27 protein-coding genes are annotated in these 25,043 nt (G+C 58.9%); 8 read left to right on the top strand and 19 right to left on the bottom strand.

Translation table 11 applies throughout. From position 1 onward, the window contains the following. Positions 1–46: 46 nt before the first annotated feature. The 12 genes from ACR0MQ_RS08015 to ACR0MQ_RS07960 form a co-directional block, all read right to left on the bottom strand. On the bottom strand, positions 47–238 hold the full coding sequence (locus ACR0MQ_RS08015; protein ID WP_480422720.1) for a hypothetical protein: 192 nt from the start codon (positions 236–238) through the stop codon (positions 47–49). 28 nt (positions 239–266) lie between these two features. After that, on the bottom strand, positions 267–1,820 hold the full coding sequence (locus ACR0MQ_RS08010; RefSeq protein WP_480607202.1) for a cytochrome D1 domain-containing protein: 1,554 nt from the start codon (positions 1,818–1,820) through the stop codon (positions 267–269). Further along, a complete protein-coding gene (gene nirJ / locus ACR0MQ_RS08005) occupies positions 1,795–3,009 on the bottom strand; it encodes a heme d1 biosynthesis radical SAM protein NirJ (RefSeq protein ID WP_480607199.1) in 1,215 nt (404 codons plus the stop codon). Before nirJ ends, ACR0MQ_RS08010 begins: the two co-directional genes overlap by 26 nt. A gap of 3 nt (positions 3,010–3,012) precedes the next feature. Next, the gene (gene ahbB, locus ACR0MQ_RS08000) at positions 3,013–3,495 is read right to left on the bottom strand and encodes a siroheme decarboxylase subunit beta (protein ID WP_480607196.1); all 483 of its coding nucleotides are present in this window, start codon (positions 3,493–3,495) and stop codon (positions 3,013–3,015) included. Next, positions 3,492–3,941: an Lrp/AsnC family transcriptional regulator gene (locus tag ACR0MQ_RS07995; RefSeq protein ID WP_480607193.1), complete on the bottom strand. Its 450-nt coding sequence runs from the start codon at positions 3,939–3,941 to the stop codon at positions 3,492–3,494. Before ACR0MQ_RS07995 ends, ahbB (ACR0MQ_RS08000) begins: the two co-directional genes overlap by 4 nt. Beyond that, on the bottom strand, positions 3,938–4,927 hold the full coding sequence (gene ahbB / locus ACR0MQ_RS07990; RefSeq protein ID WP_480607191.1) for a siroheme decarboxylase subunit beta: 990 nt from the start codon (positions 4,925–4,927) through the stop codon (positions 3,938–3,940). The genes ACR0MQ_RS07995 and ahbB (ACR0MQ_RS07990) overlap by 4 nt, the downstream gene beginning before the upstream one ends. 1 nt (position 4,928) lies before the next feature. After that, complete coding sequence (locus tag ACR0MQ_RS07985) at positions 4,929–6,074, bottom strand: cytochrome D1 domain-containing protein (protein ID WP_480607188.1); 1,146 nt, start codon at positions 6,072–6,074, stop codon at positions 4,929–4,931. Next, entirely contained in the window at positions 6,071–6,454 is a 384-nt protein-coding gene (locus ACR0MQ_RS07980) for a c-type cytochrome (RefSeq protein ID WP_480607185.1), read from the bottom strand. The genes ACR0MQ_RS07985 and ACR0MQ_RS07980 overlap by 4 nt, the downstream gene beginning before the upstream one ends. Further along, positions 6,447–7,208, bottom strand: coding sequence for a uroporphyrinogen-III C-methyltransferase (gene cobA / locus ACR0MQ_RS07975; protein ID WP_480607182.1), 762 nt, complete (start codon positions 7,206–7,208; stop codon positions 6,447–6,449). The genes ACR0MQ_RS07980 and cobA overlap by 8 nt, the downstream gene beginning before the upstream one ends. Before the next feature lie 190 nt (positions 7,209–7,398). After that, positions 7,399–7,800 (bottom strand): cupredoxin domain-containing protein, encoded by a 402-nt coding sequence (locus ACR0MQ_RS07970; RefSeq protein ID WP_010443104.1) that lies wholly within the window; start codon positions 7,798–7,800, stop codon positions 7,399–7,401. A 54-nt stretch (positions 7,801–7,854) separates the two neighbouring features. Further along, positions 7,855–9,645, bottom strand: coding sequence for a NapC/NirT family cytochrome c (locus ACR0MQ_RS07965; RefSeq protein WP_480607179.1), 1,791 nt, complete (start codon positions 9,643–9,645; stop codon positions 7,855–7,857). Between the two features lie 124 nt (positions 9,646–9,769). Then, positions 9,770–11,446 (bottom strand): cytochrome D1 domain-containing protein, encoded by a 1,677-nt coding sequence (locus ACR0MQ_RS07960; RefSeq protein WP_010443106.1) that lies wholly within the window; start codon positions 11,444–11,446, stop codon positions 9,770–9,772. 244 nt (positions 11,447–11,690) lie between these two features. On the opposite strand from ACR0MQ_RS07960, the gene ACR0MQ_RS07955 reads away from it, so the two are divergent. Continuing rightward, positions 11,691–12,881, top strand: coding sequence for an NnrS family protein (locus ACR0MQ_RS07955; protein WP_480607175.1), 1,191 nt, complete (start codon positions 11,691–11,693; stop codon positions 12,879–12,881). Between the two features lie 25 nt (positions 12,882–12,906). Here the strand turns inward: ACR0MQ_RS07955 and ACR0MQ_RS07950 are convergent, their stop codons facing one another. Next, on the bottom strand, positions 12,907–13,956 hold the full coding sequence (locus tag ACR0MQ_RS07950; protein WP_170773384.1) for a Hint domain-containing protein: 1,050 nt from the start codon (positions 13,954–13,956) through the stop codon (positions 12,907–12,909). Between the two features lie 302 nt (positions 13,957–14,258). On the opposite strand from ACR0MQ_RS07950, the gene ACR0MQ_RS07945 reads away from it, so the two are divergent. Genes ACR0MQ_RS07945 through ACR0MQ_RS07920 form a run of 6 tightly spaced genes read left to right on the top strand, consistent with a single transcriptional unit; the run spans position 14,259 to position 19,677 of the window. Further along, the gene (locus ACR0MQ_RS07945; RefSeq protein WP_010443109.1) at positions 14,259–14,708 is read left to right on the top strand and encodes a c-type cytochrome; all 450 of its coding nucleotides are present in this window, start codon (positions 14,259–14,261) and stop codon (positions 14,706–14,708) included. Positions 14,709–14,724: 16 nt separating this feature from the next. Beyond that, on the top strand, positions 14,725–16,092 hold the full coding sequence (locus ACR0MQ_RS07940) for a cbb3-type cytochrome c oxidase subunit I (RefSeq protein WP_480607172.1): 1,368 nt from the start codon (positions 14,725–14,727) through the stop codon (positions 16,090–16,092). Positions 16,093–16,097: 5 nt separating this feature from the next. Beyond that, the gene (locus tag ACR0MQ_RS07935) at positions 16,098–16,907 is read left to right on the top strand and encodes a CbbQ/NirQ/NorQ/GpvN family protein (protein WP_170587458.1); all 810 of its coding nucleotides are present in this window, start codon (positions 16,098–16,100) and stop codon (positions 16,905–16,907) included. A gap of 9 nt (positions 16,908–16,916) precedes the next feature. Further along, a complete protein-coding gene (locus tag ACR0MQ_RS07930; RefSeq protein ID WP_480607169.1) occupies positions 16,917–18,839 on the top strand; it encodes a nitric oxide reductase activation protein NorD in 1,923 nt (640 codons plus the stop codon). Next, positions 18,836–19,384 carry a cytochrome c oxidase subunit 3 gene (locus ACR0MQ_RS07925; protein ID WP_480607166.1) on the top strand — a complete coding sequence of 183 codons (549 nt, stop codon included), beginning with the start codon at positions 18,836–18,838 and terminating at the stop codon, positions 19,382–19,384. Before ACR0MQ_RS07930 ends, ACR0MQ_RS07925 begins: the two co-directional genes overlap by 4 nt. 5 nt (positions 19,385–19,389) lie before the next feature. Continuing rightward, complete coding sequence (locus ACR0MQ_RS07920; protein ID WP_037321969.1) at positions 19,390–19,677, top strand: cytochrome C oxidase subunit IV family protein; 288 nt, start codon at positions 19,390–19,392, stop codon at positions 19,675–19,677. 59 nt (positions 19,678–19,736) lie between these two features. Here the strand turns inward: ACR0MQ_RS07920 and hemA are convergent, their stop codons facing one another. After that, the gene (hemA, locus tag ACR0MQ_RS07915) at positions 19,737–20,960 is read right to left on the bottom strand and encodes a 5-aminolevulinate synthase (RefSeq protein ID WP_480607161.1); all 1,224 of its coding nucleotides are present in this window, start codon (positions 20,958–20,960) and stop codon (positions 19,737–19,739) included. Between the two features lie 185 nt (positions 20,961–21,145). On the opposite strand from hemA, the gene ACR0MQ_RS07910 reads away from it, so the two are divergent. Next, positions 21,146–21,847, top strand: a complete 702-nt coding sequence (locus ACR0MQ_RS07910) for a Crp/Fnr family transcriptional regulator (RefSeq protein ID WP_010443116.1) — start codon at positions 21,146–21,148, stop codon at positions 21,845–21,847. A gap of 27 nt (positions 21,848–21,874) precedes the next feature. Here the strand turns inward: ACR0MQ_RS07910 and ACR0MQ_RS07905 are convergent, their stop codons facing one another. The 5 genes from ACR0MQ_RS07905 to napG are packed head-to-tail and all read right to left on the bottom strand — an operon-like array spanning position 21,875 to position 25,037. Continuing rightward, positions 21,875–22,132 carry a hypothetical protein gene (locus ACR0MQ_RS07905; protein WP_010443117.1) on the bottom strand — a complete coding sequence of 86 codons (258 nt, stop codon included), beginning with the start codon at positions 22,130–22,132 and terminating at the stop codon, positions 21,875–21,877. A gap of 12 nt (positions 22,133–22,144) precedes the next feature. Continuing rightward, complete coding sequence (locus tag ACR0MQ_RS07900) at positions 22,145–22,837, bottom strand: NapC/NirT family cytochrome c (protein WP_480607158.1); 693 nt, start codon at positions 22,835–22,837, stop codon at positions 22,145–22,147. A gap of 26 nt (positions 22,838–22,863) precedes the next feature. Continuing rightward, on the bottom strand, positions 22,864–23,298 hold the full coding sequence (locus ACR0MQ_RS07895; RefSeq protein WP_010443119.1) for a nitrate reductase cytochrome c-type subunit: 435 nt from the start codon (positions 23,296–23,298) through the stop codon (positions 22,864–22,866). Between the two features lie 12 nt (positions 23,299–23,310). Then, the gene (gene napH, locus ACR0MQ_RS07890; protein WP_480607154.1) at positions 23,311–24,222 is read right to left on the bottom strand and encodes a quinol dehydrogenase ferredoxin subunit NapH; all 912 of its coding nucleotides are present in this window, start codon (positions 24,220–24,222) and stop codon (positions 23,311–23,313) included. Next, positions 24,219–25,037 carry a ferredoxin-type protein NapG gene (gene napG, locus ACR0MQ_RS07885; RefSeq protein ID WP_170773374.1) on the bottom strand — a complete coding sequence of 273 codons (819 nt, stop codon included), beginning with the start codon at positions 25,035–25,037 and terminating at the stop codon, positions 24,219–24,221. The genes napH and napG overlap by 4 nt, the downstream gene beginning before the upstream one ends. Positions 25,038–25,043 lie beyond the last annotated feature (6 nt).

Raw genomic sequence — 25,043 nt, 5'->3', positions numbered from 1 at the left:
TTGACTTAGGTCAGGTTCTGGAAACTTTCGATTTTAACATTTGAAATCAACCATCTGCCTCATCCATCAACCCTCGCACCCAACGCCCCGCCAACCACGCGGCAGGTATGCCCAATGGGATCGACCACAGGATCGCGGGTACCGGCCCGATGGCACCAAATCCAGCGCTGTGCAGGATCAGCCCGGCCAGAAACAGGTTGATGGCCACGGTCAGAGCCGTGGCCGGGTAAAGCAGCATGGCTAGCTTCCAGACCGGCCATTTATCCTCAGTGGCTGGTGCCTTCCGAGAAGGTGATTTTGTTCCAGACATTGTACTTCCCAGACGGTTTGCGCATCGGCAGGCGGCGGACCTCTTCCAGCGTCTGCGCGTCATAAACGATCACCGCGCCGTCATCTTCCCAGATTGAAACCAGCGCGTGGCTGCCATCCTTGGTGAACTCAACATGCGCCACGGTCTTGCCTGGCGCAGGGCGTAAAGTTTTTACGATTTCAAGGCTTTGCTTATCGATCACATGCATGGCGTCCTTGTTCGGCCCAAAAAACACATCGGCCCAGACGTAAGGCGAATTCTCATGGCTGCGCATGAAAAAGCCGGGCCCTTCGGTCTTGATCCGCTTGACGGTTTCCCATGTCTCCATGTCGATCACCGAGACCGTGCCATCGGTCAGATGCGGCGTCGCCATCACGGTGGAGTCGCCATGTTTCCAGGTAATTCCCGAACCTAGGTGAGGCATCCCAGGCAGGTCCAGATCAGCCACTTTGTGACCGATAACCAGATCGATCACCTGCCCGCCCTTGCCATCGCGCGAGGCGCCCATGACGTATTCATAGCTCTGGTCAAAGAAGAAATCGTCCAGATAGTCCGGCGTGGTAATCTTGCGCACCGGGAAGGGATCGGGGTTCTTGAACTGACCCTCGATGCGGAAGTCATGCCCCAAACCGGATTGCGGTGGGTTCGCCCCGTAGAATACTTCCCAAATCTCGGGCACGTCTTTCAGCGCGAGAACGAAGCTCTCGCGGGGCGGTGCTTGATAGACCGCCGAGACGCGGCTGGGTTTTCCTTTTTTGCTTTTTACATCAATGACTTTCGCTACAGACAGGTCTTCGGTCGACAGCAGTGTCAGAGAGTTCGGCAGATAGTTTGCCACGGCCACCCATTTGCCATCCCCTGACATGGCGATGTTGCGGCTGTTCAGACCCGCACGCACGCGGCCTACCTGTTTCAGCGCCCAGATGTCATATTTCTGCACCCAGCCATCGCGGGACATGATGAAGACGTACCGCCCGTCCGGGCTGAACTTCGGCCCGCCATGCACTGCAAAAGGTGTCTCGAACCGGTCCAGAACCTCGAAGGCATCCCCATCCAGAACGCTGACATGGTGATCGCCGGTCTCAACGGCCAGAGTGATGTTCATCGGGTCGCTGTTCCAAACAGGCGCGCCCACAGGCGCGTAATCCTCGTCTAGAGTACGGCTGGCCATGATATCGGCCTCGCCCCATTCGGGGTTGGTCTCCAGCGGAGATTTCAGCCAACCCGCCAGTTCCTCGATCTGCAGCGCATCCAGTTCATGCGAAAACGCAGGCATCTGTGTCGCGATACGCCCCTCGGCGATCACAGCGGCCACACGCGGCCCTCGCATCCGTTTCAGCGTTTCGGGAATAAGCGCCGGACCGACCCCACCCAGACGGTTCTCGCCATGGCATGAGGCGCAATGCTCGGCGTAATCCGACGGCGCATCGGCCCATGCGGTGCCCGCCAGCAGTAGCGAGCAGAAAGCGCCAATTTTCAGAGTGTCAAAAGAACTGATGCGCCGGATCATGGCTTTTCCCCCGGAACGGCGTGACCTGCAGGCGCTCGCCCGCGCCATTCACGCCGATTTCTTCGTTCGACAGATAGCAGGCCGGATCTTCGGCCCACGGATCACCAGTAAGCTGCAGCGCCCGGATGCGGGTGTTTCCGCCGCAGACGTCCTTTAACTGGCAGGCCCCGCAACGCCCTTTCAAAGGACGCGGACGGGTGCGCAGCATGGCCAGCATCGGGTCGTCACCGGTCCAAAGTTCTGAGAACGATTTGGTCTTCACATTGCCGACCGTGTAATCGGACCAATAAGTGTCGGGATGCACGCGGCCCAGATTGTCGATATTGGCCACGCCCAGCCCGCTGGAGTTCCCGCCCCACGTGGTCAGATGCTCGCGCACATGGGCGGCTTTGTCATCGTCGAAATGCGCCCGGACCCAGTTCAGGAAATACCCCGCATCGGCGTCGTTGTTGCCGGTTACGATATCCAGAGGGCGACCGCCAGACGCAGCCTCCCACGCACGTTCCAGCAGCAGGTCCAGACCCTTACGGGTGCGCAGGTGCTCGGCATCTTCGCCTCGGTTTTTGTCGCCGCGCCCGGCGTAGACGAGGTGAGACAGATAGAACTTGTCGACTCCCTCATCATCGCACAGCTGCAGCAGGTCAGGCAGGTGATGTTGCGTGCCTTCGGTCAGGCAGAACCGCAGGCCCACCTTGATGCCGCGTTTCTTGCATTCGCGCACACCGCGCAGGGCGTCGGCAAAGGCGCCCTCGACACCTCGGAACCAGTCATTCGTGGCCCCGATTCCGTCTAGCGAGATTCCGACATAGTTGAAGCCCACGTCCGCAATCATGTCGGCAGTTTCGTCGTAAATCCGTGTGCCGTTGGTCGACAGTGCCAGCATCGGCACCAGACCGCGCGCACGTTTGGCGATGTCGAAGAAATCGAACCGATCCAATGGTTCCCCACCCGAGAGGATCAGGGCCGGGACGCGGAACTGGCCCAGATCCTCAAGGGTTACCATGGCTTGCTCGTGGCTGAGCTCACCCGGGAACGCGACATCCGCCGAGACGGTATAGCAATGGCGGCATTTCAGATTGCAACGCCGCGTCAAGTTCCAGATCACCACCGGTTTCACCGGGCCGGGGCGGCGTTTGCGCACTGGGGTCGGATTCACGAGCTGGTGCATGTATTCGGTCAGGCGAAACATATCTCAGCCTTTCTTTTTCAGGCGCAGCCCGGTCTTTTTCAGGATGCGCGTGGAATAGAGGATATCTTTGGCCCGGCAGGCATCGCCAAGGATTGCCGTGATCTGGGCGCGCTTGTCCTCGACCTCTTGCGCGTCCGATCCGTGAACCATGGCAAACAGATTGTAGGGCCAGTCGGGCAGGGCGCGCGGGCGTTCATAGCAATGGGTGACGAAGGGTAGCGCACCAATCTGAGCGCCCAATTCAGCGACGCCGTTATCGTCGACATCCCACACAGTCATGCCGTTCGAGGTCATCCCCAGTTTATAGTGGTTGGGGGCGGCCGCGATGCGGCGGATGACGCCACGCGACTTCATATCGGCCAGACGGGACATCAGAATCTCTTCATCCAAGCCCAACCCTTCGGCCGCCTGCGCGTAGGCGGCTGGCACAAGGGGCAGGCCGCCTTGCAGCGCCTCGATGATCTCTCTGTCTTTTGCGTCGATCATGCCGCCACCCGGAAGCCGATGAAGAATTCCTGAAGTTTGGGGAATTGCAGGACCGCGATCCCGGTTTCCCGTTCGATAGCCTCGGCTGTGGCTGCGATCCCTTCGGGTGTTTCGGTCGCCAGAACGAACCACATGTTCAGCCGATGCGTGCGTTCATAATTATGGGCAACCTCGGGATGCGCATTGACTTTGGTCAGGACGTTTTCGAAATCCTGTGAGGGCACGGCCATGGCGCACAGACAGAAGGCTCCACCCATCGCAGCAGCGTCAAAGAAGGGACCAAAGCGGGTGATTACGCGCGCGTCCTTCATCCGTGCGAGACGGGTCAATAGGTCGGACTCTGCAATCCCCAATTCCTCGGCAATTGCAGCGTAAGGATGCGCTGTCAGCGGCAGGTCATCCTGCATCCGGTTCAGAATCGCGCGGTCTGTTTCGTCGAGCGTCATGCGGCGGCCTCCTTCGGTTGGATCAATGCACCGGTCTGTTTGAAACAGCGGGTCGAGAACAGTACTTTGCGCTGCGCGCCAAATAGTTCGGGCAGGGCGGCGGCCCCGGCCAAAACCTCCATTGCCTCAGGGCGCGAACGCGCATGGATCATGGAATAGAGGCGATAGGGCCAGATATCCTCGACAGGGTTGCGCTCATAGCACAGTGTCACACCGGGATGCGCTGCCAGTGCCGGGCCAGCGCTGCTGACCTGCTCGGCCGGCATATCCCAGACCACCATTGCATTGGCGGACCAGCCTAAAGCGCGGTGGCGTACAATGACGCCCAGGCGAGAGACGATCCCGGCCCGGTGCAAGGCGGCTACGCGATCCATCACGTCGTCTGTGTCGCGGTTCAGGGCCCGGGCCAGCGCAGCATAAGGATCAGAGACCAGCGACAGGCCAGAACTGAGGGCCTGCAACAGGGGTCGGTCGCCCTCTCGCATGGCTGAACGATCCACTTTCCGCGGGCCAGGAGCATTGCGGGTCTCGCCCGACATACGAAAGCCCAGATCAATGTTGAACGGCCGCACCAGCCGCAAATCCAGAACCCGCAGCCCCGAGCGCTGCGAGATCCGGGCGAGGGTGTCGTTCACATGTGCCCGGTCCGGGCCGGTGGCCACGAACCAAAGGTTCCAGTCATCCTCGCGCTGGTAATTGTGGTTCACACCAGGTTCCGCATCAATCAGCGCCGCGACCTCTTCCAGTCGTTCTTCCGGAGCCGCCACAGCCGCCAGCGTACTGGCCGACACCGCCCCGGGTGCAATCGTCGCGCCAACCCGCGTTATGCGTCCGGTTTTGCGCATCCGCGCAAGACGGTCGAGCACTTCTGCCTCTTCCAGCCCAAGCGCGTTGGCCAGAACCTGAAACGGGCGTTCTACGATGGGAAAATCACGCTGGAAATCGTCCAGAAGACGGCGGTCGATCGGGTCGGTGATATGCTGCATGTCAAAGCCCCGTTCTGTGCGCACGCGCGGTGAAGAAAATGCCCGAGGGGCTGTCGGCCTCAATCTCGCGCAGCTTTTCAAAGGTCTGGGTGTCGTAGACCATGACTTTGTTGGCATCGCGGACGCTGATCCAGACCTCGTGACCGCGTGGGGTGAATTCCATATGCAGCACGGCGGGCCCCGGTTTGAACTCGTGGATGATTTCTTTGCTCACTGAATCAATGACCTGAATTGTATCGTTCAGCGGGTGCGCAAAGTTCACCCAAACCTGTCTTCCGTCGGGGCGGGCCATGGCAAAGACCGGCTGGCCGTGGGTCTGCGTGCGCCCGGTCTCGGTTAGGGTGTCGGAATCGATCCAAAGAACCTCATGATGGCCGACAGCCGGCAGCACGAATTCGCGCCCGGTCAGCGCCCAGCCTTCGAGATGGGGCATCTTGTAGACCGGCATTTCTTCTTGTCCGCGACCATAGTCAGGCAGCACGCGGATGGGTTCGGGATTGTCGGACCACAGGTCCAGCGCGGTCAGTCCATCCTCACCGAACAGGCCGGTGATATAGGTGCGACCATTGGCGGTGATCAGCGCGTCATAGGGGTTTTTGCCCATGTCAGCGATCTTGGTGATTGCGGGGTCACCCTTGGCGAAATCGGCGATCCAGGTCTCGCCCGTATCCCACATGGTAAAGACAAATCGGCGACCCGGTGCGTCGACCAGACCGATGGTTTTGCTGTCGGTGGGAATGTCGGCGACCATCTCAAGCGTGTCCGCATCAAAGACCCGTACCCCGCCGGGCTCATAGTTCGACACCGCGACCAGTTTGCCGTCATCCGAGATTGCGCCGCCGATGGCGTTGCCCGCCTGGACCACGCGGTTCACGATCTGGCGGGTGACGATATCGACCTTAGTCAGCCCTCCATCGCGCCCGAAGACATAGGCAAAGCGTTCATCGGGGGAATAGACCAATGAGGCATGGGAGAGATCGCCAAGCCCTTCGATCCGGGCCAGCGCGGCGCGGTCGGATTGATCCACCAGCAGGACCGAGCCTTTTGCCCGTTCGATCACAAGGCCGAGGTCTCCGGTCGCGGTGGGCTCAGCCTGCGCTGTTGTCATCAGCAGGGTGGCGGCAAGGGTGAGGATGAGCTGTTTCATTGTGCCTCCTGTGCCAGCAGATAACGCGCGATCCATTCAGCCTCTTCTTCGCTGATCAAAGGCCGCCATGGGGGCATCGCGGTGTCGGGGATACCATCGAGTATTACGCCGGTCAGAATGTCCGCGTCGTAGTGCTCCAGTGTCTCGGATCTCAGATCAGGGCCGAGACCGCCTTTCAGCGATAGTCCATGGCACGAGCCGCAGTCCTGATGGACAAGACGTTTTAGCGCGTTGGGGTCAAGAGTGTCGGCGGCGAAGGCGGATGTGGCCACAAGCACAGCCGTTGTCAGTACAGCGCGCGCGGTCCAACCTGGACCCTTGGCAGCACCATCGGGCAGCGACCGACTGCCCCCTGATCGCCTGGAACCAAACTTAGCCATGCGCCTGCTCCAGAAGTTCAGCCACGGGCCGTTCTGCGTATAGCGAGACGACCTTGCCGATGATGAACAGCGTGGGTGCTTTCAGATCAGCGTCGCGCACATCCGCTGCCAATCGATCCAGCCGGGATACCATGCGGCGTTCATCCGGTGTGGTCGCTTTGCCCACTGCCAGAACCGGAGTCGAGCCGGGCAGGTTTTCGGTCATCAGACCCATGGCGATCTGGCCGATATTGGCGACGCCCATATAGACAACCAGCGTCGAATCCGGGTCGGCCAGACGTTTCCAATCCAGATCCAGCACCTTGTCGGCCTGCCGATGCCCAGTGACATATTGCACCGAGGTCGCCAGCCCGCGATGGGTCAGCGGCACGCCGGTGGAACAGGACGCCCCCTGTGCGGCGGTGATGCCCGGCGCATATTCGACCGGGATGCCGTTGGCCATCAGATGCGCCGCCTCTTCCGATCCACGCCCGAAGATCATCGGGTCGCCGCCTTTCAGCCGCGCAACGGTGTGACCGGCGCTTGCTTCTTCGACCAGGATTTCGTTGATGCGATCCTGCGGCACTGTATGGCATTTGGGGGCCTTTCCCACCGGGATCAGCCGTGCGCTCTCGGCATGCAAGTTGAGGATATCGGCCGAGACCAGACGGTCATAAACAACCACATCCGCCTCTTGCAGCATCCGCAGTGCGCGCAGGGTCATCAGTTCAGGGTCACCAGGGCCTGAGCCAATCAGAAAAACCTTACCGCTCATGTGCAAACTCGCTTGGTCTGAATGTCTTCGGAGCCCGGAATTCCTGCGCGATCAGGGGACGTTGCTGGGTGAGCCGGGCGTGTCATGCGGCCAGACTGGCGAAATCGAAAAGGAACCTCCTTGACTAAAGTTAAGGAGCGCAGGAATTGATCCCGCGCTCCTCTCTCTCATGCCTGTATGGTGCCTCGGCTCAGGGTTCGACGGTGATCATGCCGATCATGTTCTGCGTCTCCCAATGGGGTCCGCACAAATACTCCTGCGGGCCGGGGGTGAGGAAGGTCAGTTCAACCGTTTCCTCAGGAAACAGCCTGTCGCTTTCGGGTTCGCTGCCATCTTTCAGCAGGACCGAGTGGCTGGTGCGTTTGTCCACATTGACCCAGCGCACCGTGGTGCCTGCTTTCACGGTCAGCTCGACGGGGCAGAAGGTGTATTTGTACATCAGCACCACTTCCGCATCCTCAACGGAGGATGAGGGCTGACCAAACAGCTCGGCATAACGCTCTTCGGCTTCAGCGCACAGCTCGGCGGTCTCATCCGCCCAGGCAGGTGCGGCCAGAAACAGCAAAGCGGGAAGAAGGTGTTGGGGTTTCATCGTCCAAGTCTCCTCTTCTAAGCGGAAGGGGCCGGTTTGCCCGGCCCCTGTTCTTTATTGTTTGACCACGTTGATGAAGGCGCTGTCGTCATCCAGTGCCAGGCTGGTATCCAGCGTCACGTGGTGGAACCGTGCGGCGGCAAAGTCATCGTGGATGGCAAAGCCGACTGTGTAGGTCTGACCGACCTCCAGCGGCACGTCACCAGGCGCGCCCGAGTTCAGTGGGCGGGTGAAGACCACGGTCCACATGCCCGCGTCGAGGCTGGCCGAGGCGGCGATTTCGCCGTCATTAACCACGCGCTGTTCCAGCAGATAACCGTTGGTGGCGCTGCCGTCTGCATAGACGCGCATCAGGTCCAGATAGGTGCCGTCGGCCAGATACTGCTCGATCTGCTCAGCGGCTTGCAGTTTGTCCCAGCCACCCAGCGCCTTGCCACGACGGCCCTTGATCTCGACCTCGGTCCGGCTTTCGCTGATGTACTTGGTCACCGTGTCCTGCGTGTTCAACCGACCCGAGACATCGCCATTTGCGGCAATCGCCTCGGCACCCGGATCAAAGGGCATATAGCTGTTGTCGGCGTGGCACGACGCCCAACACCCCACCTGTTCGCCCAGTTCGATCCCTGTGCCGGTGATCATCATGGCAACCTTGATCTGGTTGTCAGGGTCCATTTTGCCACCATCAACGAAAGGTGCGGGATTGTGCCCGGCATCCGGCCACTGCAGTCGGACATAGAGGTTCTGATCATCATGTGCGGCCTGTACGGTCGCATCGATCACGCCCCGTTTGCCGGGGATCGGCGTCGGCTCAAGCTCACCACCTGCGACGATTTTGTTGCCGATGGTATCCAGCTCTTTGGCGTGACAGGTCGTGCACTGATCACCTCCTTTAGTCAGCGGCCGTGCGCCACCGTGGAATTTGCCATTCTGCACCCATTCAAACGAAGCTTGACCGGGGTAGAACAGCTTGAGATCTGCGGCGGCCACAGCGTTCCAATCGATATCCGACCCGACATCGCTGCCAACTCCACCACCTGAAGGCGCTGCGGCCTCTTCGCCGCCGGCTTTGGCGCGCTCTTCGGCCACCGCCGCATCCACAGCCGCGGCAATCTGAGCCTGCATGGCTTCATGCTGTGCCTGTTTGGCAGCTTTTTCGGCCTCAGCTTCGGCAGCTTCTTTGGCTTCGATCCGTTCCAGGCTGGCCAGGTATTCCGGCGGTATCTCGCGGATAAAGGACGGGTTCGGGGCCTCAAGCTTTTCCAGATACTCCTCGTCAGCCCGATCCCGGGCGTCCGAGTGTGCAATCCCTTTGTGACAGTCGATACAGGTTTGCCCGACGGTCATCGCATTCAGGTGCTGCTGACGCGCACGGGGTTTTTGGAACTCGGGCATCATCGACTCGAAGTCATGGCAGTTGCGACACTCACGCGAGTCGGTGGATTTCATCCGCTCCCATTCGTTCATCGCCAGGTGCACGCGTTTGGCTTCGAATTTTTCGCGTGTGTTGATGGTGCCGACCATCTTGCCGTACAGTTCTTTCGACGCCTTGATCTTGCGGATGATCTTATGCGTCCAGTCCTTGGGCACGTGGCAGTCGGAACAGACAGCACCTACGCCTGAACGGTTCACGTCGTGGATCGTGCCCGTGTATTCCTCATAGACGAAATCGCGCATCTCGTGGCACGAGATACAGAAATCCTTGGTGTTGGTGGCTTCCATGGCGGTGTTGAACCCGCCCCAGAAGATGATGCCGCCGACAAAAGCTGCGGCAATACCGGCCACGGGCATTCCCCACAGGAAATACCGGCGCCAGATCGGTTTTTTCTTATCCGGTTCGGAGGTCATATCCGGGCTCCGTTTTGGCTTTCTTATCTGGCCTTTGATGGCAGGCCGGTGAGTTTGGCTGATGGGTCAAACGAGGAAAGGGCGGGCGAGGGGCCCGCCCTTTCCGGTGTTGGTTCTCAAACCGTCAGGTGACGTGGTTCGAACGGTTGTAGACGTTGAACTTACCGGTCGGAGCATAAAGCCCTTCGATGCGACCAATTTCTTCAAGCGTCTTGGCGTCGAAGATCACGATCTGACCATTGGGTTCTTTCGAATCCGACAGGTTCCATTTGGAAACCCAGACCTCGGTCCCATCCGCGTTGAATTCGAAGTGAACAGCAGCGCTGCCTTCGTCTTCGGTGATCTGGATGGTTTTCACGATCTCACCGGTCTCTTTCGAGATGACCTGAACAGACTGCTGAATTTCCGGCTCGGGGTGTTTGGTCTGGTCGGCCCAGATGTAGTCCGAGTTCGGGTGGGTACGGACAAACAGGCCGGGGCCGTCTGTTTCCACTTCGTAGCAGGTTTTCCAGGCCTGATCCGGATGACCTTCGGGGTCGTTACCCCAGACCGTTACGGTACCAACACCAAGGTGGGTTGTACCAGCCACCGGACCACAGTTCGGATCGACCCAGTTGGCGCCCGGTCCCGGGTGCGGCAGGGCTGCAGTGTCGATCATCGCTTCCAGCTTGTGGGTCTCGGTGTCGACGACGACCATCTTGTTCGACGCGTTCGCGGCGATCTGGAAGTACCGGCCTGTCGGGTCGAAGAACCCGTCATGCAGGAACTTGGCCGAGTTGATCTTGTCGATCCGCAGGTTGTCCAGGTCGGTATAATCGACCTGCCACAGCTGGCCGAGCTCTTTCACGGCAACGATCCAGGTGGGTTCGTTCGGCGTGGTGTAGATCGCGGCTACGCGGGCTTCTTCCACATACTCGCCGTCTACGTTGGTACCACGTGTAGAAACGACTTTGACCGGTTCCATGGTCTGCGCGTCAACGATCGCGAAATGCGGCGGCCAGTAGCCGCCACCGATGACGTATTTACCGTCGCCGGAAACGGCAACGTCGCGTGCGTCATAGGCGATTTTGACTTCGGAAACCAACATGTTCTCTGGCTTCTGCCAGAGGTCGATCTTGGTCATCTTGCCGTCGCGGCCCATCGTGTACCAGAAGCGGCCGGGATGCTCAGGCTCAGTGATCGAGTGGTGCTCAGACGCTTTCAGAACGTGTACGGCATAACCAGTCGGGATGTGAGTCAGCACTTCTTTGGTGTCGCCGTCGATAACAGCCACTTTGCCCACGTCACGTTCGATGACGACGAAGAAGTTTTCCCAGTTGCGGCCATGCAGCGGCTCGGTTGGATAGTCGGCCTCTTCCACATAGACCTTGCGGGTCTCCTTCATCTGCTCCAGCGACATTTCCGGCGGCTTGGGGGCCTCCATCATGATGTATGTCGCCATATCCTTGATTTCCTGCTCGGTCATAATGTCCGAGAAGTTGTTCATCCCGCCTTCGGTTCCCCAGGCGATGATCTTTTCAAGGCGCTCCTGACCCAGCTGAAGCGTACCGCCTTCTGTGACGGTGCCGTCTGCTGCAGTTTTTTTCCAGTGTGGTTCCAGGTTCTTACCGGTCGCACCTTTGCGCAGAACGCCGTGACAACCTGCGCATTGTTCAAAATAGAGCTGCTTGGACGACTCAAATGCTTCGTCGCTCAACGTTGGCTCTTCGGCAAATGCTGGCGCGGCGACAGAGCCCAGCAGCATTGCCAAACCGACCCCAAAGGCGCGGCCGGTCTTATCGTAGCTGATTCCAAGTGACATGATCACTCTCCATTTGCGTGGTGAGGCAGGTTGCAGCCTGAAACATTGGCGCCGATCACTCCTTGACGAAAGTCAACGGAAGGGTCGCAAACTGGAAAATGAAGGTCCTGATTAGCCTTTAAATTATGAGAAAAACCTATGTTTTAGGGTCATGTTTCTCCGGGTGCTTGATTTCGGTTAAGTCCGGCGCGGGTCGGTTTTGCTAGACCGAATCCAACAGCCACTAAGGCCGAGGAGAGCAGGCATGCCGGCAATGATCGCGCGGGTACTGGGTGAAGGATTTCGCGTCTTTTTTCTGTCAGCGGGGCTATTCGGTCTATTCGCGGGTGGTGCTTGGGGTGTGTGGCTCACGACTCAGACCGGGTTGGTCGATTACAAAAATCCGACCTATGCCATGAGCCCACCCATGTGGCATGCGCATGAGATGATATTTGGATATGCCACGGCTGCCCTTGGAGGATTTTTACTCACAGCGGTGCCAAACTGGACGGGTACGCCGGAAGCAAGGGTACAGTTTGTTGTTATCGCCGCGGGTATCTGGTTGGCCGGACGGATCGCGATGTGGTTCTCCGGGGCTCTGCCGCCAGGTCCGGTCGCTGTCTTCGATCTGGCCTTTGTACCGATTCTGGCGGCAAAGATCGCAAGCCAACTGATCCGACGCCCCAAGCCGCAGAACATGATCTTTCTGTTGTTGCTCAGCTATTTCTGGATTGCCAATCTGCTGACCCATCTTGATTGGATGGGCATTACCGGCGGTACACTGGACATAGGATTGCGTGTAGGATTGCTGACGCTGTGCAGTATGATCGCGATACTTGGTGGACGTATAACGCCAGCTTTCACCCGGAATGCGATGAAGCGCGCGGGCGAGCCGGAAGCCGCGTGGCCGGTATCGGTAGCTGCATTAGACAAAGCCAGTATGGGATTGGCGCTGCTACTACCGCTCAGCGTTTTTCTCTTCGGATTGGGTAAGATAGCGGGTGGCATGGCGGTAGCGGTTGGCATAACCCAAATCCTGCGCATGTCACGGTGGCGCGCGCGCTGGGCCATACGTCAACCGATCTTGGTTGCCCTGCATCTGGGTCTGGGAATGCTGGCACTGGGGCTGGTTTTGTGGGGGGTGGCGGTTCTGGGTATCGGCAGCGAAATCGGCGCGTTGCACGTTCTGGGAATCGGTTGTGTCGGAGGCATGACCCTAGCCGTGATGAGTCGGGCTGCTTTGGGCCATAGCGGCCGCGCACTTGTTGCCCCGCCACCTATGGCAGTCGCCTACGGTCTTATGGCTTCGTCCGCTATTTTGCGCTGGGTTGGTTCAGTGACCGACCAGGGGTATCTGGTCATGATGTTGGTTTCTGACGGTCTGTGGATAAGCGCTATCGTTCTTTACCTGATCACGATGTGGCCTGCTTTGACAGGGCCACGTATTGCTTCCTGACTGTAGGCGCGCCGATGAATCCGTATCAAGACGGTCGGATCAAGGCCCTGTCGTTTTTTTTGTGCCGTCGTAGCAATGAGTGGATTTTTCTTCCCTGCCTGGGAATCTGGCGCGCAGCCACAGGTTGATGATCCTGCGAGGCCAGTTCAGGGAAAAGCGCAACAATTTCAGCCAGTGCTTCCGGGTGTATAGCCTTTAGCGCCTGCTGCCCGGTGAATAGGCTTTCGGATGGCGCACCTTCGGCCAACACGATCTCATGCCGGTCGAAGAGTATGTGATAGTAGACGGCATTCTGAGCGTCCTCTTCGACAGTAATTCCCGGGATGCCAACAAGCTTGTGGGCTGGGACTAGGACTTCTTCGCTGTCGAACATGCGAATCGCGATGTTCGAACGGATCAGCATGCGGTGCTGGGGTGAGACCAAAAGATCACGACGTGGCAGGCCGCTGCCCAGACTACCGGCAGCGATCCGGATAGGGCGTAATCTGGGTTTGTGAGCTAGTTCAGACGCATCAAGCGTTCGCGATCCAATCCAACGAATAACTTGGGGACCGTGATCCAAGGTGACGACTTTGTCACCAGTGGATAGTGTTTCGATCGCGCGAGGTCCGGTTGGAGCATCTATCAGCGTGCCAGCGCAGAAGCAGGGAACAACGGTATCTACGTCAATATTCGCGCCGTTGTCGACAACCGAGCCAACAGTCAGGGTGGTGTTGAGCGGGGGAATATCACCGATAAAACCAATGAAATAACCTTGTTCAGCCGTTGGAAAATCGAAATCCCCATCGCCATTTTCATCCCAGTCCATCACACCAATCTGATAGGTGTTGACGCCATCATTCACTTCGATTGTGTAGTCCCAGATAAACACCTCTCCCAAGTAGGTCTGGGTCGGGTCGTTCGGGGATTCATTGACGATATTGTCGCCTTCAATAACCGACCCATCCGCACCATCGTCAATCGTGATCTGGCTATATTGGGATATCTGAAACGTGGCCCCAAGCGTCGCGAAGGTCGCGGTGTTGTCTGTCATCGTCGTGTCGGTACGAAAGGCACCGTAGATATTAATTGGCATTGATATTATCCGCCTGGCTTGAGTAGACCACAGGCCGAAGGGAAAACCCCGACCGACAAAGAATTCTGCAAGAGACTGACCACCCTAAATGCAGTTTTCAAGGTTATTATTCGATTAAAAATATCGGTTTAATGAGGGGATTCTGCCGTTGTTTGGTCAAGATAGTTCGTTGTTGGCCTCTGATGACCAAAGATTTGGAATGGGGAACGCTCATCCTCTGCAGTCTTGACTTTCGTTAAGGCAGCTCCACTACCCACGCGGCATTGTCTCCATACTAGCTAATCTGCGCAAAGGAGAGCGCAATGCGAGAAGTCATGACAAAGAGCATGGCTCGCAACATATTCTATGGCGGGTCACTGTTCTTCATCCTCATCTTTCTGGCCCTGTCGGCCCATTCGCACTTGTATATCGTCAACTCCGAGAATTCGGCAAAGCTTGATGAAAGTGTGGTCCGGGGCAAGCATGTCTGGGAAAAACACGCCTGCATCAACTGTCATACTATCATGGGTGAAGGTGCCTACTATGCGCCGGAAGTCGCGAATGTGATGACCCGTTGGGGTGTGCTGGACGACCCGGAATCAGCCTTTGAAGCACTTAAGGGCTGGATGGAAGCACAACCGACCGGCATTCCCGGTCGTCGACAGATGCCCAATTTCAACCTCAGCGACGAAGAGATCCGTGATCTGGCGAACTTCCTGATCTGGACCGACAATATCGACGCTCAGGGCTGGCCGCCCAACGAGGCAGGCTGAGAAAGGGAACGGAGCAATGAAATACGAATCCCAAAAAATAGCCTATGCCTACTTTGCGGTAGCTATGGCTTTGTTCGCGATACAGGTGATCGGCGGCCTTCTGGCCGGTTTCATCTATGTATTCCCGAACTTCCTGAGTGAGCTTCTGCCGTTCAACATCGTGCGGATGCTTCACACCAACTCTTTGATCGTCTGGCTGATCCTTGGCTTTTTTGGAGCGACCTACTTCCTGATCCCAGAAGAGGCGGAACGTGAAATCCATTCACCCAAGCTGGCTTATCTTCAGCTGATCATTCTTGTGGTCGGCACGCTGGGCGTGGTCGTGACCTATGTCTTCAACCTATTCGAAGGCAACTGGCTGCTGGGCAAAGAGGGGCGCGAGTTCCTTGAGCAACCCAAATGGGTCAAGATGGGTATTGTCGTGGCCGCGTTGATCTTCCTTTACAATGTGTCGATGACCGTTCTGAAGGGCAAGAAGACTGCCATCACCAACATCCTGTTGTTGGGTCTGTGGGGTCTGGCACTGCTGTTCCTGTTTGCCTTCTACAACCCGGGCAACCTGTCGCTCGACAAACAGTACTGGTGGTATGTCGTCCACCTGTGGGTTGAAGGTGTGTGGGAGCTGATCATGGCCTCGATCCTGGCCTACCTGATGCTCAAGCTGACCGGCGTTGACCGTGAGATCGTCGAGAAATGGCTATATGTCATCGTTGCCGCTGCCCTGTTCTCGGGCATCCTCGGTACAGGTCACCACTATTACTGGATCGGTACCCCCGGGTATTGGCAGTGGATCGGGTCGATCTTCTCAAGCCTCGAGGTGATCCCGTTCTTCGCAATGATGGCCTTTGCGTTCGTCATGGTCTGGAAGGGCCGCCGTGACCACCCCAACAAGGCCGCGCTGTTGTGGTCGCTGGGTTGTGCCACATTGGCCTTCTTCGGTGCCGGTGTCTGGGGCTTCCTGCACACACTGCATGGGGTGAACTACTATACCCACGGCACGCAGATCACCGCAGCGCACGGTCACCTGGCCTTCTATGGTGCCTATGTCTGCCTCAACCTGGCGATCTTCAGCTATGCGATGCCGATCCTCAAGAACCGTGATCCCTATAATCAGGTTCTGAACATGGGCTCGTTCTGGCTGATGACCAGCGGCATGGTCTTCATGACATTCGTCCTGACTTTCGGTGGTACCGTGCAGACTCACATGCAACGTGTGGTCGGTGACTACTTCATGGACGTTCAGGACCAGATTGCGATCTTCTACTGGATGCGTCTCGGCTCAGGTGTGGTCGTGGTCCTTGGCGCGCTGCTGTTCATCTACTCGATCTGGGTTCCCCGGAAAGAGGTCATTGAACCTGGCGCAGCTGAAACCCCTGCGGAGTGATGGATATGGACGGCTCCATGAAACTGAACGAGGGGGCGGCAAACGCCCCCTTCTACCTCGCCCAAGGTGATGAGTGCGATGTGTTCACCGCCGCTTACAACAACGACCTGCCGGTTCTGCTGAAAGGCCCGACAGGCTGCGGCAAGACCCGTTTCGTGGCCCACATGGCCGCAAAACTTGGCCGCCCGCTGTACACCGTGGCCTGCCACGATGACCTTGCCGCTGCCGACCTGATTGGCCGCTACCTGTTGAAAGGTGGAGAAACCGTCTGGGTCGATGGCCCCCTGACCCGTGCGGTGCGCGAAGGTGCGATCTGCTATCTCGATGAGGTGGTTGAGGCCCGCAAAGACGTGACCGTCGTGCTGCACCCGCTGACCGACGACCGGCGCATTCTGCCGATCGACCGCACCGGCGAAGAACTTGAGGCCGCCCCCGGATTCATGCTGGTGGCCTCATATAACCCCGGATACCAGAATATCCTGAAAACCCTGAAACCCTCGACCCGGCAGCGGTTTATTTCGCTGGAATTCGACTTCCCATCGCCTGAGATGGAAGCCGAAGTCGTCGCGCAGGAAAGCGGGCTGGCGCTGGAGCGCTGCAAGCCCCTGATCCGGTTGGCGAACAAGCTGCGTGGGCTCAAGGGTCAGGACCTTGAGGAAGGCGTTTCCACCCGTCTGGTTGTCTATGCCGCGACGTTGATCGCACAGGGCATGTCAACCGACCGCGCCATCCTTGCCGCTATGATTGAACCTCTGACTGATGACGAGGACATCAAACGCGGGCTCCTCGATCTTGTCACGGCTGTCTTTGGGTGAGGCCGGCCGATGGTCAGGATCGATTTTGAGCCATGGGAACCCGAAGAAACGATCGGGAAACTGTGGCACACCCTTGCCAGCCGCCTTGATGCACCAGAGGTGCATGATGGAGCCGCGGTCGACCTCTCTGAGGTCGCAGGGCGGCTGGCCGTCCTCTTCCGAGGGCTTGGGGGTAGTCCGGGCGTTGAATTGCGCCCGGTCTCACCCGAGGTTTCACGTCACCGTCTAAGCTGGCGCCGCAAGCTGGCAACCGAGGCCGAGCTAATGCCGCGCGCCTCGTTCGATGGCGAAGTTCTGCGCCTGCCGGACCGGCTGGCAGTTTTCCCCGCGCGCGAAGCCAATGGCGCGCTTTTTGTCTGGCTGGCCGCTGCTGCCGCCCATGCCGGAACCCGGATTGATGAAGATGACCCTCTGCGCGCTGACCTGCGCGCGTTGATCGCCGCGCAGAGCATGGTCGAGGCTACTTTGGACGACGCCCCCGGCCTGCGCCCACTTTACACCGAGCTTTGCAAGGGTGTTCTGCATCACCGCGATATCCCCGGCCTGCCTCCTGTGGAGGCCGCGGTCGAGGAACTGGTTCGTTACATGCTGGGCGATCCCGCACCCCTGTCAGAGCGGGCCGAGCAGCTTCTGACCTTGGATGATGATCTGACCGCCCCACGTGGATATCAGCATCTCCGCCCTGTTCCCCTGTGGCCCGAACTGCGCGCCGTCGGATTTTCCGAACACAACGAGGTCGAAAACCCCGATACCGAAGGTCCACCTGAGGAATCAGGGGAGAAAACCCACCGCGCCCGCCGCCGTAAATCGGATCAGGCCAACCGCAGTGACAGTTTCATCCTGCACAAGTTCGAGGCGATCCTCAGCTGGGCCGAGTTCCTGAACATCAACCGGCGCATCGATGATGACGATCCCGATAACGCCAAGAAAGCCGCCGACGATCAGGAAGAAATCGGTTTGGGGCAGATCTCCAAAGCCCCGCCGACCAAGTTGAAACTGCATCTGGACCTTGCGCCCGAGGACGTGAATCGCGAGCGTCTTTCAGGCCGCATCCTCTATCCTGAATGGGACGTGCGCACGGGGCAGTACTTGCCGGATCACGTCAACGTCTTGCTGTCGGATGCCGATATCCGCGAAGACTCGGCTGAATTCGGCAAAGACCCGGCCACCGCCCGCCGCATCCGCGCCGTAAAACGCCAGTTCGAGGCGCTGCGCCCGGGCCGCGTCATGACCCGGGGCCATCTGGACGGCGATCAACTGGATATCGAGGCTGCCGTGCGGGCCGAAACCGACCGCCGCGCCAGCGGAGAAGGCAATGAACGCGTCTGGATGCAATCCCGCCCCGAAGCCCGCGATCTGGCCGTTTCGATTCTACTGGATGTCAGCCGCTCGACCGAAAGCGCCGTGACAGGCCGTGCCGTGATCGACATCGAACGCGAGGCACTGGCCGCGCTGGCCTGGGGTCTGAACGCCTGCGGTGACGATTTTGCCATTCACGCTTTCAGCTCACTGAAACGCCAACGCGTCTTCGTGCAGCGCTGCAAACGGTTCGATGAGCCGATGGGCAGATTGGTAGAACAGCGCATCGCGTCCCTGCGTCCGGGCCACTATACAAGGCTGGGTGCGGCGATCCGCCATTGCTCGGCGGATCTTGCCAGTCAATCGCGCAAACGCCGGTTGTTGCTGGTGATCACCGATGGCAAACCCAACGATCTGGACCATTACGAAGGCCGTCACGGCATCGAAGACACACGCCAAGCCATCCGCGAGGCGCGCCGCGCCGGGCAATCGGTCTTTGGCGTTACCATCGACAAAACCGGTAAAAGCTGGTTCCCGCGCATGTTCGGCCAAGGCGGATTCGCGGTCATCCCCGATCCGCACCGCCTGACTATGGCCCTGCCGCAAATCTACCGCCAACTGGTCGGCGCATGAGTGATACCTCTTTGATCGACGAGCTTCCGGGCGAGTTGTTGATGTGGGTTCTGATCTTCTCGGAACTGCTGGTATTCGGCGCTGGCCTGATTGCCTTCATGGGCGTTCGGCTGACCGATCCGGCCGGGTTCGCCGAAGCACAATCGCATCTTTATCGTACCGGAGCGGCGCTCAATACGGCGGTGCTGGTGACCTCAGGCTATCTGGCGGCGCAAGCGCTGCACTGGCGGCAGATCGCGCGTCGGCTCGCCGCCCGTCTGGCACTGATCGCCGCCGCCGCGCTGGGCGTTGTGTTCCTGATCATCAAGGGCGCGGAATACGCCGGCAAAGCAGCACAGGGGATCACCTACGAAACCCACCCGTTCTTCCTGTTCTACTACCTGCTAACCGGCTTCCACGCCGCTCATGTGTTGGCAGGCGTCGGCATCCTGCTGCTGGTCGCCTGGCGCGATGACCCCCGCAACATCGAGGCAGGTGCGCAGTTCTGGCACATGGTCGATCTGGTCTGGATCCTGCTTTTCCCCGTGATCTACCTGTTGGGATAATACGGATGCCCGCAGCTTCATCTTTTCCTAAATACGCCCGCCGGAGACTCCCGAATGCGCTCACACGCGCATGGCTAACCCTTCTGATGCTCAGCGTCGCATCTGCACTGCTGACTGTGCTGCCCATCCCGCCGGCCGTCCTAGCCGGCGGCATTCTGATCCTCGCACTGGCGAAATGCCGCGTCATCCTGGCTCGTTATCTTGATCTCGCAAACAGCCCGGCCTGGCTGCGGGGATTCACCATGGTGACTACAGGATTTGCCATCATCATCTTCGCCCTCTACCTGATCTGACCAAAAAAACGCCGCCTCCGAAGAGACGGCGAAGTGTCACGCTAGGGGGCGCTTCGTTGTTACTGGGCCGCCATCGGCATCCGGGCGATCTGACAGCGTTGCCAGAGGGTAGACAGCGCGCCGACAAGATGGTCGATATCCTCATCCGTATGGACGGGCGACGGCGTGATCCGCAGCCGCTCGGTCCCTTTTGGCACGGTCGGATAGTTGATCGGCTGAATGTAGATGCCGAACTCTTCCAGCAGCGTGTCCGAGATGAACTTGCACTTCACCGGATCGCCGACCATCACTGGGATGATATGGCTGGGGTTGGGGATATGAGGGATACCTTCCGCATCCAAACGGGCCCGAACCTGCGACACACGGGCTTTCTGCAGGTCGCGTTCAGCATTCGATTGTTTCAGATGCCGGATCGAGGCTGCAGCTCCAGCTGCGATAGAAGGCGGCAGGGCGGTGGTAAAAATGAAGCCGCTGGCGAAGCTGCGCACGAAATCGCACAGCGCAGCTGAGGCAGCGATGTACCCTCCCACCACACCGAACGCTTTGCCCAGCGTACCTTCGATCACCGTCAGGCGACCCATCAGTCCTTCGCGTTCAGCAATGCCACCGCCGCGCGGGCCGTAAAGACCAACCGCATGAACCTCATCCAGATAGGTCATCGCTCCGTATTTATCGGCCAGATCGCAGATCTCTTTGATGGGGGCGATGTCTCCGTCCATCGAATAGACCGACTCGAACGCGATCATCTTGGGTGCATCTGGATCAGCGGCGGCCAGCTTGGCCTCAAGATCTTCCAGATCGTTGTGTTTCCAGATCACCTTCTGCGCTCGCGAGTGGCGGATGCCCTCGATCATCGAGGCGTGGTTCAGGGCATCCGAGAATACGATCAGGCCAGGGATCTTTGCGGCGAGGGTGCCAAGAGCTGCCCAATTCGAAACATACCCGGAAGTAAACAGAAGCGCGGATTCCTTTCCGTGCAAATCCGCCAGTTCGGCCTCAAGCAGCACGTGATCATGCGTGGTGCCTGATATGTTCCGCGTGCCGCCTGCCCCCGCGCCGCAGCGATCCAATGCGTCATGCATCGCGCCGATCACCGAGGGGTGCTGACCCATGCCGAGATAGTCGTTCGAGCACCAGATCCGCACATTCCGCTGGACCGAGCCATCCGTCTGGCGTGCGTTCGGAAAAGAACCACAACGACGTTGCAAGTCTATGAAAACACGATAATTCCCTTCTTCCCGAAGGTCATTGAGGCTTTGGCTGAAATAACGCTCGTAGTCCATGTTACGTGCTCCCCGGAATACTGGCTTTGGGCCGAGAATAGGGCAGCGAACCAACCCGCAACATGACAATAGTCAAGTTTACGCAACATAAAACTATGGTGCACAACTGCCGGCTCTGGCATAGCGTGGGGCAAGGATGGACCAACCGGGCGCGCGCGCCGGCAGGAAGTAACAGGGGTATTCTCTTGTCTCACGAAGCACAAAAAGCGATCGCACGTCAGTCGCTGCTGCTGCGCAGTTTACCGGAACAGCATGTGGAAACTTTGCTGAGCCACGCGATCTGGCGTCAGTATGACCGCGGTGAGACAATATTTCTGCAGGAGGAAACGGCGCAGGCGATCCACGTCGTACTGGCGGGGTGGGTTAAGCTGTTCCGTATGACACCTACCGGTGCCGAGGCCGTTGTGAGCGTCTTTACCCGTGGCGACAGTTTTGGTGAGGCCGTGGCGCTGCGCAACGTGCCCTATCCGGTCTCGGCCGAGGCCGTTTCGGCCTGTGATGTCATGCACATTCCCAGCCCAATCCTGATTTCGCTGATGAAGGAAGACCCCGAGATCGGGATCTCGATTCTGGCCGCGACCTTCACCCATCTGCACTCGCTGGTGGCGCAGCTGGAACAGCTCAAGGCGCAGACCGGCGCACAGCGAGTGGCCGAGTTTTTGCTGAACCTCTGTGACACTGATGCGGGTGAGTGCGAAGTATCGCTGCCTTATGACAAGATGCTGATCGCGGGTCGTCTGGGTATGAAACCCGAAAGCCTGAGCCGGGCGTTTTCAAGGCTTAAGGCGGTGGGGGTAAAGATCAACCGCAACCACGCTGTGATATCGGATATAGCATTGCTGCGGGATTATGCCGAAAGTGATCCGGCGGAAAACTGGGGTCGGTAACCCGGCATTGCTGCCGGGTTGACCTCTTCAGACTGTCGCGCCCTTGCGGCGAATGGCGGTGCCAAGGGTACCGGCACAGACGCCAACGATGATCGCGATGATTAGCGCCATGGCTCCGACATGGGAAAATTGCCACCCGGCAAAAAGCAGTGGTGCGATCAGGCCTACCAGACCGCCCAATAGGGCCCCCAACCAATATTGGCGGGTCATCATGCCCAGTGCCAGACCCAGAATGCCGGGTAGGCCCAATACGTTGCCGCCGATGGTTCCAAGTATTTCTAACATCTCTGTCCCACCTTAATCCGAGCTTTTGTTCAGGAACGCGCGGATGTCGTCTCCTGAAGCGGCTGCGTGTTCCTGCAGAACCTCGCCGTCTATCTCTTTCGCAATCTTTTCATACGTTTCCAGATAGTTGGGTGGGAGGCTGTGCGCGATACCCTGGTGGCAGTCGATACAGGTCATGCCGTTATCGATCGCGCGCTGGTGTTCATTGGCGGCCCGGGTCTCCTGAATCGTGAAGTCCATATAGTCGAAGTTGTGACAGTTACGGCATTCCCGGCTGTCGGATGCTTTCATCTTCTTCCAAACGGCCGTCGCCATAGCGAGACGATGATCCTCATACTTCTCGGGCGTGCTGATCGTGCCTGCCAGTTCGTGGTAGACATCCTTCACGGCCATGATCTTGGCTTTGATCTTATGATTCCACTCGTCCGGGACGTGGCAGTCCGAACAGATCGCCCGCACGCCCGAATGGTTGTTATAGTGGATGGTCTCGCGGTATTCGCCGAGATTGACCTCCATCGTGTGACACGAGGTGCAGAACTCTTCTGTATTCGTCAGTTCCAGCGTCCAGTGGAACCCACCCCAGAACAGGATGCCTGCCAGAAATCCGGCAAGCAGGGTGAAACCAACGCTGAGGACGGCGATCGGGCTCCAGAACCAGGTCCAGAGGCGCCGGATGAGCCTTTGTTTTTCTTGGGAGTCGGACATGTCGCGCTCTCCTTTTCGACCTGAGTTTAGTTTCCGGAGGAAGGTTCAAAAGTGTTGTCGACCAGCGGCAGCGCATCGGCCTGCGGCACGTGGCACTGGTTGCAGAAATACCGAGTGCCTGCGATCTGATCCAACTCACGGCCTTCGCGGTCCAGATAGTGGGTCATCGACAGCGTTGGCGCATTGCGCTCACCGGCTTTGGTCCAGTCGTGGCACGACAGACACTGATTGGTACGCAGGTCGATCTGGTACTGTTCGATCGAGTGCGGGATCAGCGGTGGCTGCTGGCGATAGTTGCGCTGCATGCGGCCTTCGACAGTGCGATGCACCTGATCCACAATGGCGGGTTCATCCACTTCGACACCGCGCAGGCTGTTGACCCCGGCAGATTGTGCAAGGGCCAGGCCACCGAGGAGCAGCGGCGGGATCAGGGCAAGGCCCACTAGGATCGGCTTTTTCATCTTCTCACTCCTTCAAAAAGGTCTTGAGGCGCGCGGCTGAGGCGCGGCGGTTGGTTCCGGTGGTGCGACGGTCAGGGCGTCGAACCGATGGGTGAATTTGAAAACGTCTTCGGCGCAGATATCGATGCAACGGCCGCAATTGGTGCAGTCGGGCGACAGGATCAACGGGGTGTCTTTGCCTTTTAGCGCAGGAGAGATCACGTGGTTTTCCGGGCAGACCGCGTAGCAATCCATGCAGTCGTCGCAAGCGGAGCGGTTGGCGGCGCTGACCCGCAGCATCGCTTTGCTGCCGATCAATCCATAGAACGCGCCTACGGGGCAGACATGGCCGCACCATCCGTGGCGCGATACCAGCAGGTCGAATAGGAAGATCGCGGCGACCATCGCCCAGACAAATCCCATGCCAAAGATCAGCCCGCGATGCAGCATGGTGATCGGGTTGACCAGCTCCCACGCGATGGCTCCGGTCAGGCCGGACACGATCAGTACAGTGACCATGATCCACAGACGAGTGCCACGTTTGGGTTGCCAGCCTTTTTGCAGGCCCAGCTTGCGGTGCAGCCAATGCGCGCTGTCGGTTACGGGGTTGATCGGGCAGACCCACGAGCAATAGACGCGACCTCCGATCAACGCGTAAGCAACCAGGACGATGGCGGCACCGATGGCGGCGGTCAGCTCGGGCCAGTGCCCGGCGATCAGGCTTTGCAGAAAAACAAACGGATCGGTCAGGGGCAGCACGCCCAGCGTCAGCGACCCGGCCAGAGTGCCCTGCACGATCCAGATCCCGAACCATGGGCCCAGCAGAAACAGCACCAGAAAGAACAGCTGACTGGCGCGGCGCAGCAGCAGGTATTTATGGGCACTCAACCAACCTTTGCTAGCGATGGCCTCTTGCCCCAGTGGCATATTTGTGCGGGCGGTCATTGGGTGACCTCCGGCAACTTGAAGCTGGGCTCAAACCCGCCCGGTGCGACAAGGTTATCGGTGCCCGGTCCCGGCAAGCGGTCTGGCAGGTCGATAATGCCTTCGACGACGGGCGCGCCTTTGGCTTCTTTCTCTTCCCAGCCCTTGCGATAGTGATCTGCGCTGCTGCCCCGGGCCAATCGGGTGGGAAGAACTTTGATCGCAGCTTCGGGCAGAACGCAGCTTTTCTCGCAAACGCCACATCCGGTGCAATGATCGGCATGAACGGTTGGAATGAAGATCGCATGGCTGCCTGAGCGGGCGTTGTGTTCGGTTTCCAGAGTGATGGCGTCGTCGATGATGGGGCAGACGCGGTAACAGACGTCGCAACGCAGGCCGAGAAAGTTCAGGCAGTTCTCCTGATCGACCAGAACGGCCACGCCCATCTTGGCGTCGTCTATGTTGTCCAATCCAGGGTCCAGCGCCCCGGTGGGGCAGGCCGCGACACAGGGGATGTCGTCACACATCTCACAAGGCACATCACGGGCGGTGAAATACGGCGTGCCGGTGGCCACCGCATCAACACCCAGTTCGGCCAGTTTCAGCGTGTCATAGGGACATTCCCGCACGCACAAACCGCAGCGGATACAGGCTGATAGAAAGTCTTTTTCCGGCAAGGCACCGGGAGGTCGCAATGCTTCGGCCGGCAACGCCCGTGCGTCCCGCGCCAGCCAGGCCAACAGGGACCCGGCTGCGACGCAGCCACCCGCTGCGCGCGCCGAGTCCTGAAGGAACCGGCGCCGCTGCGGCGAAAGGGGTGTGCCAACACGAGACATGGGGAC

Source organism: Ruegeria sp. AN6, from assembly GCF_056540425.1.
This window is presented reverse-complemented; position numbering and strand designations above follow the sequence as displayed.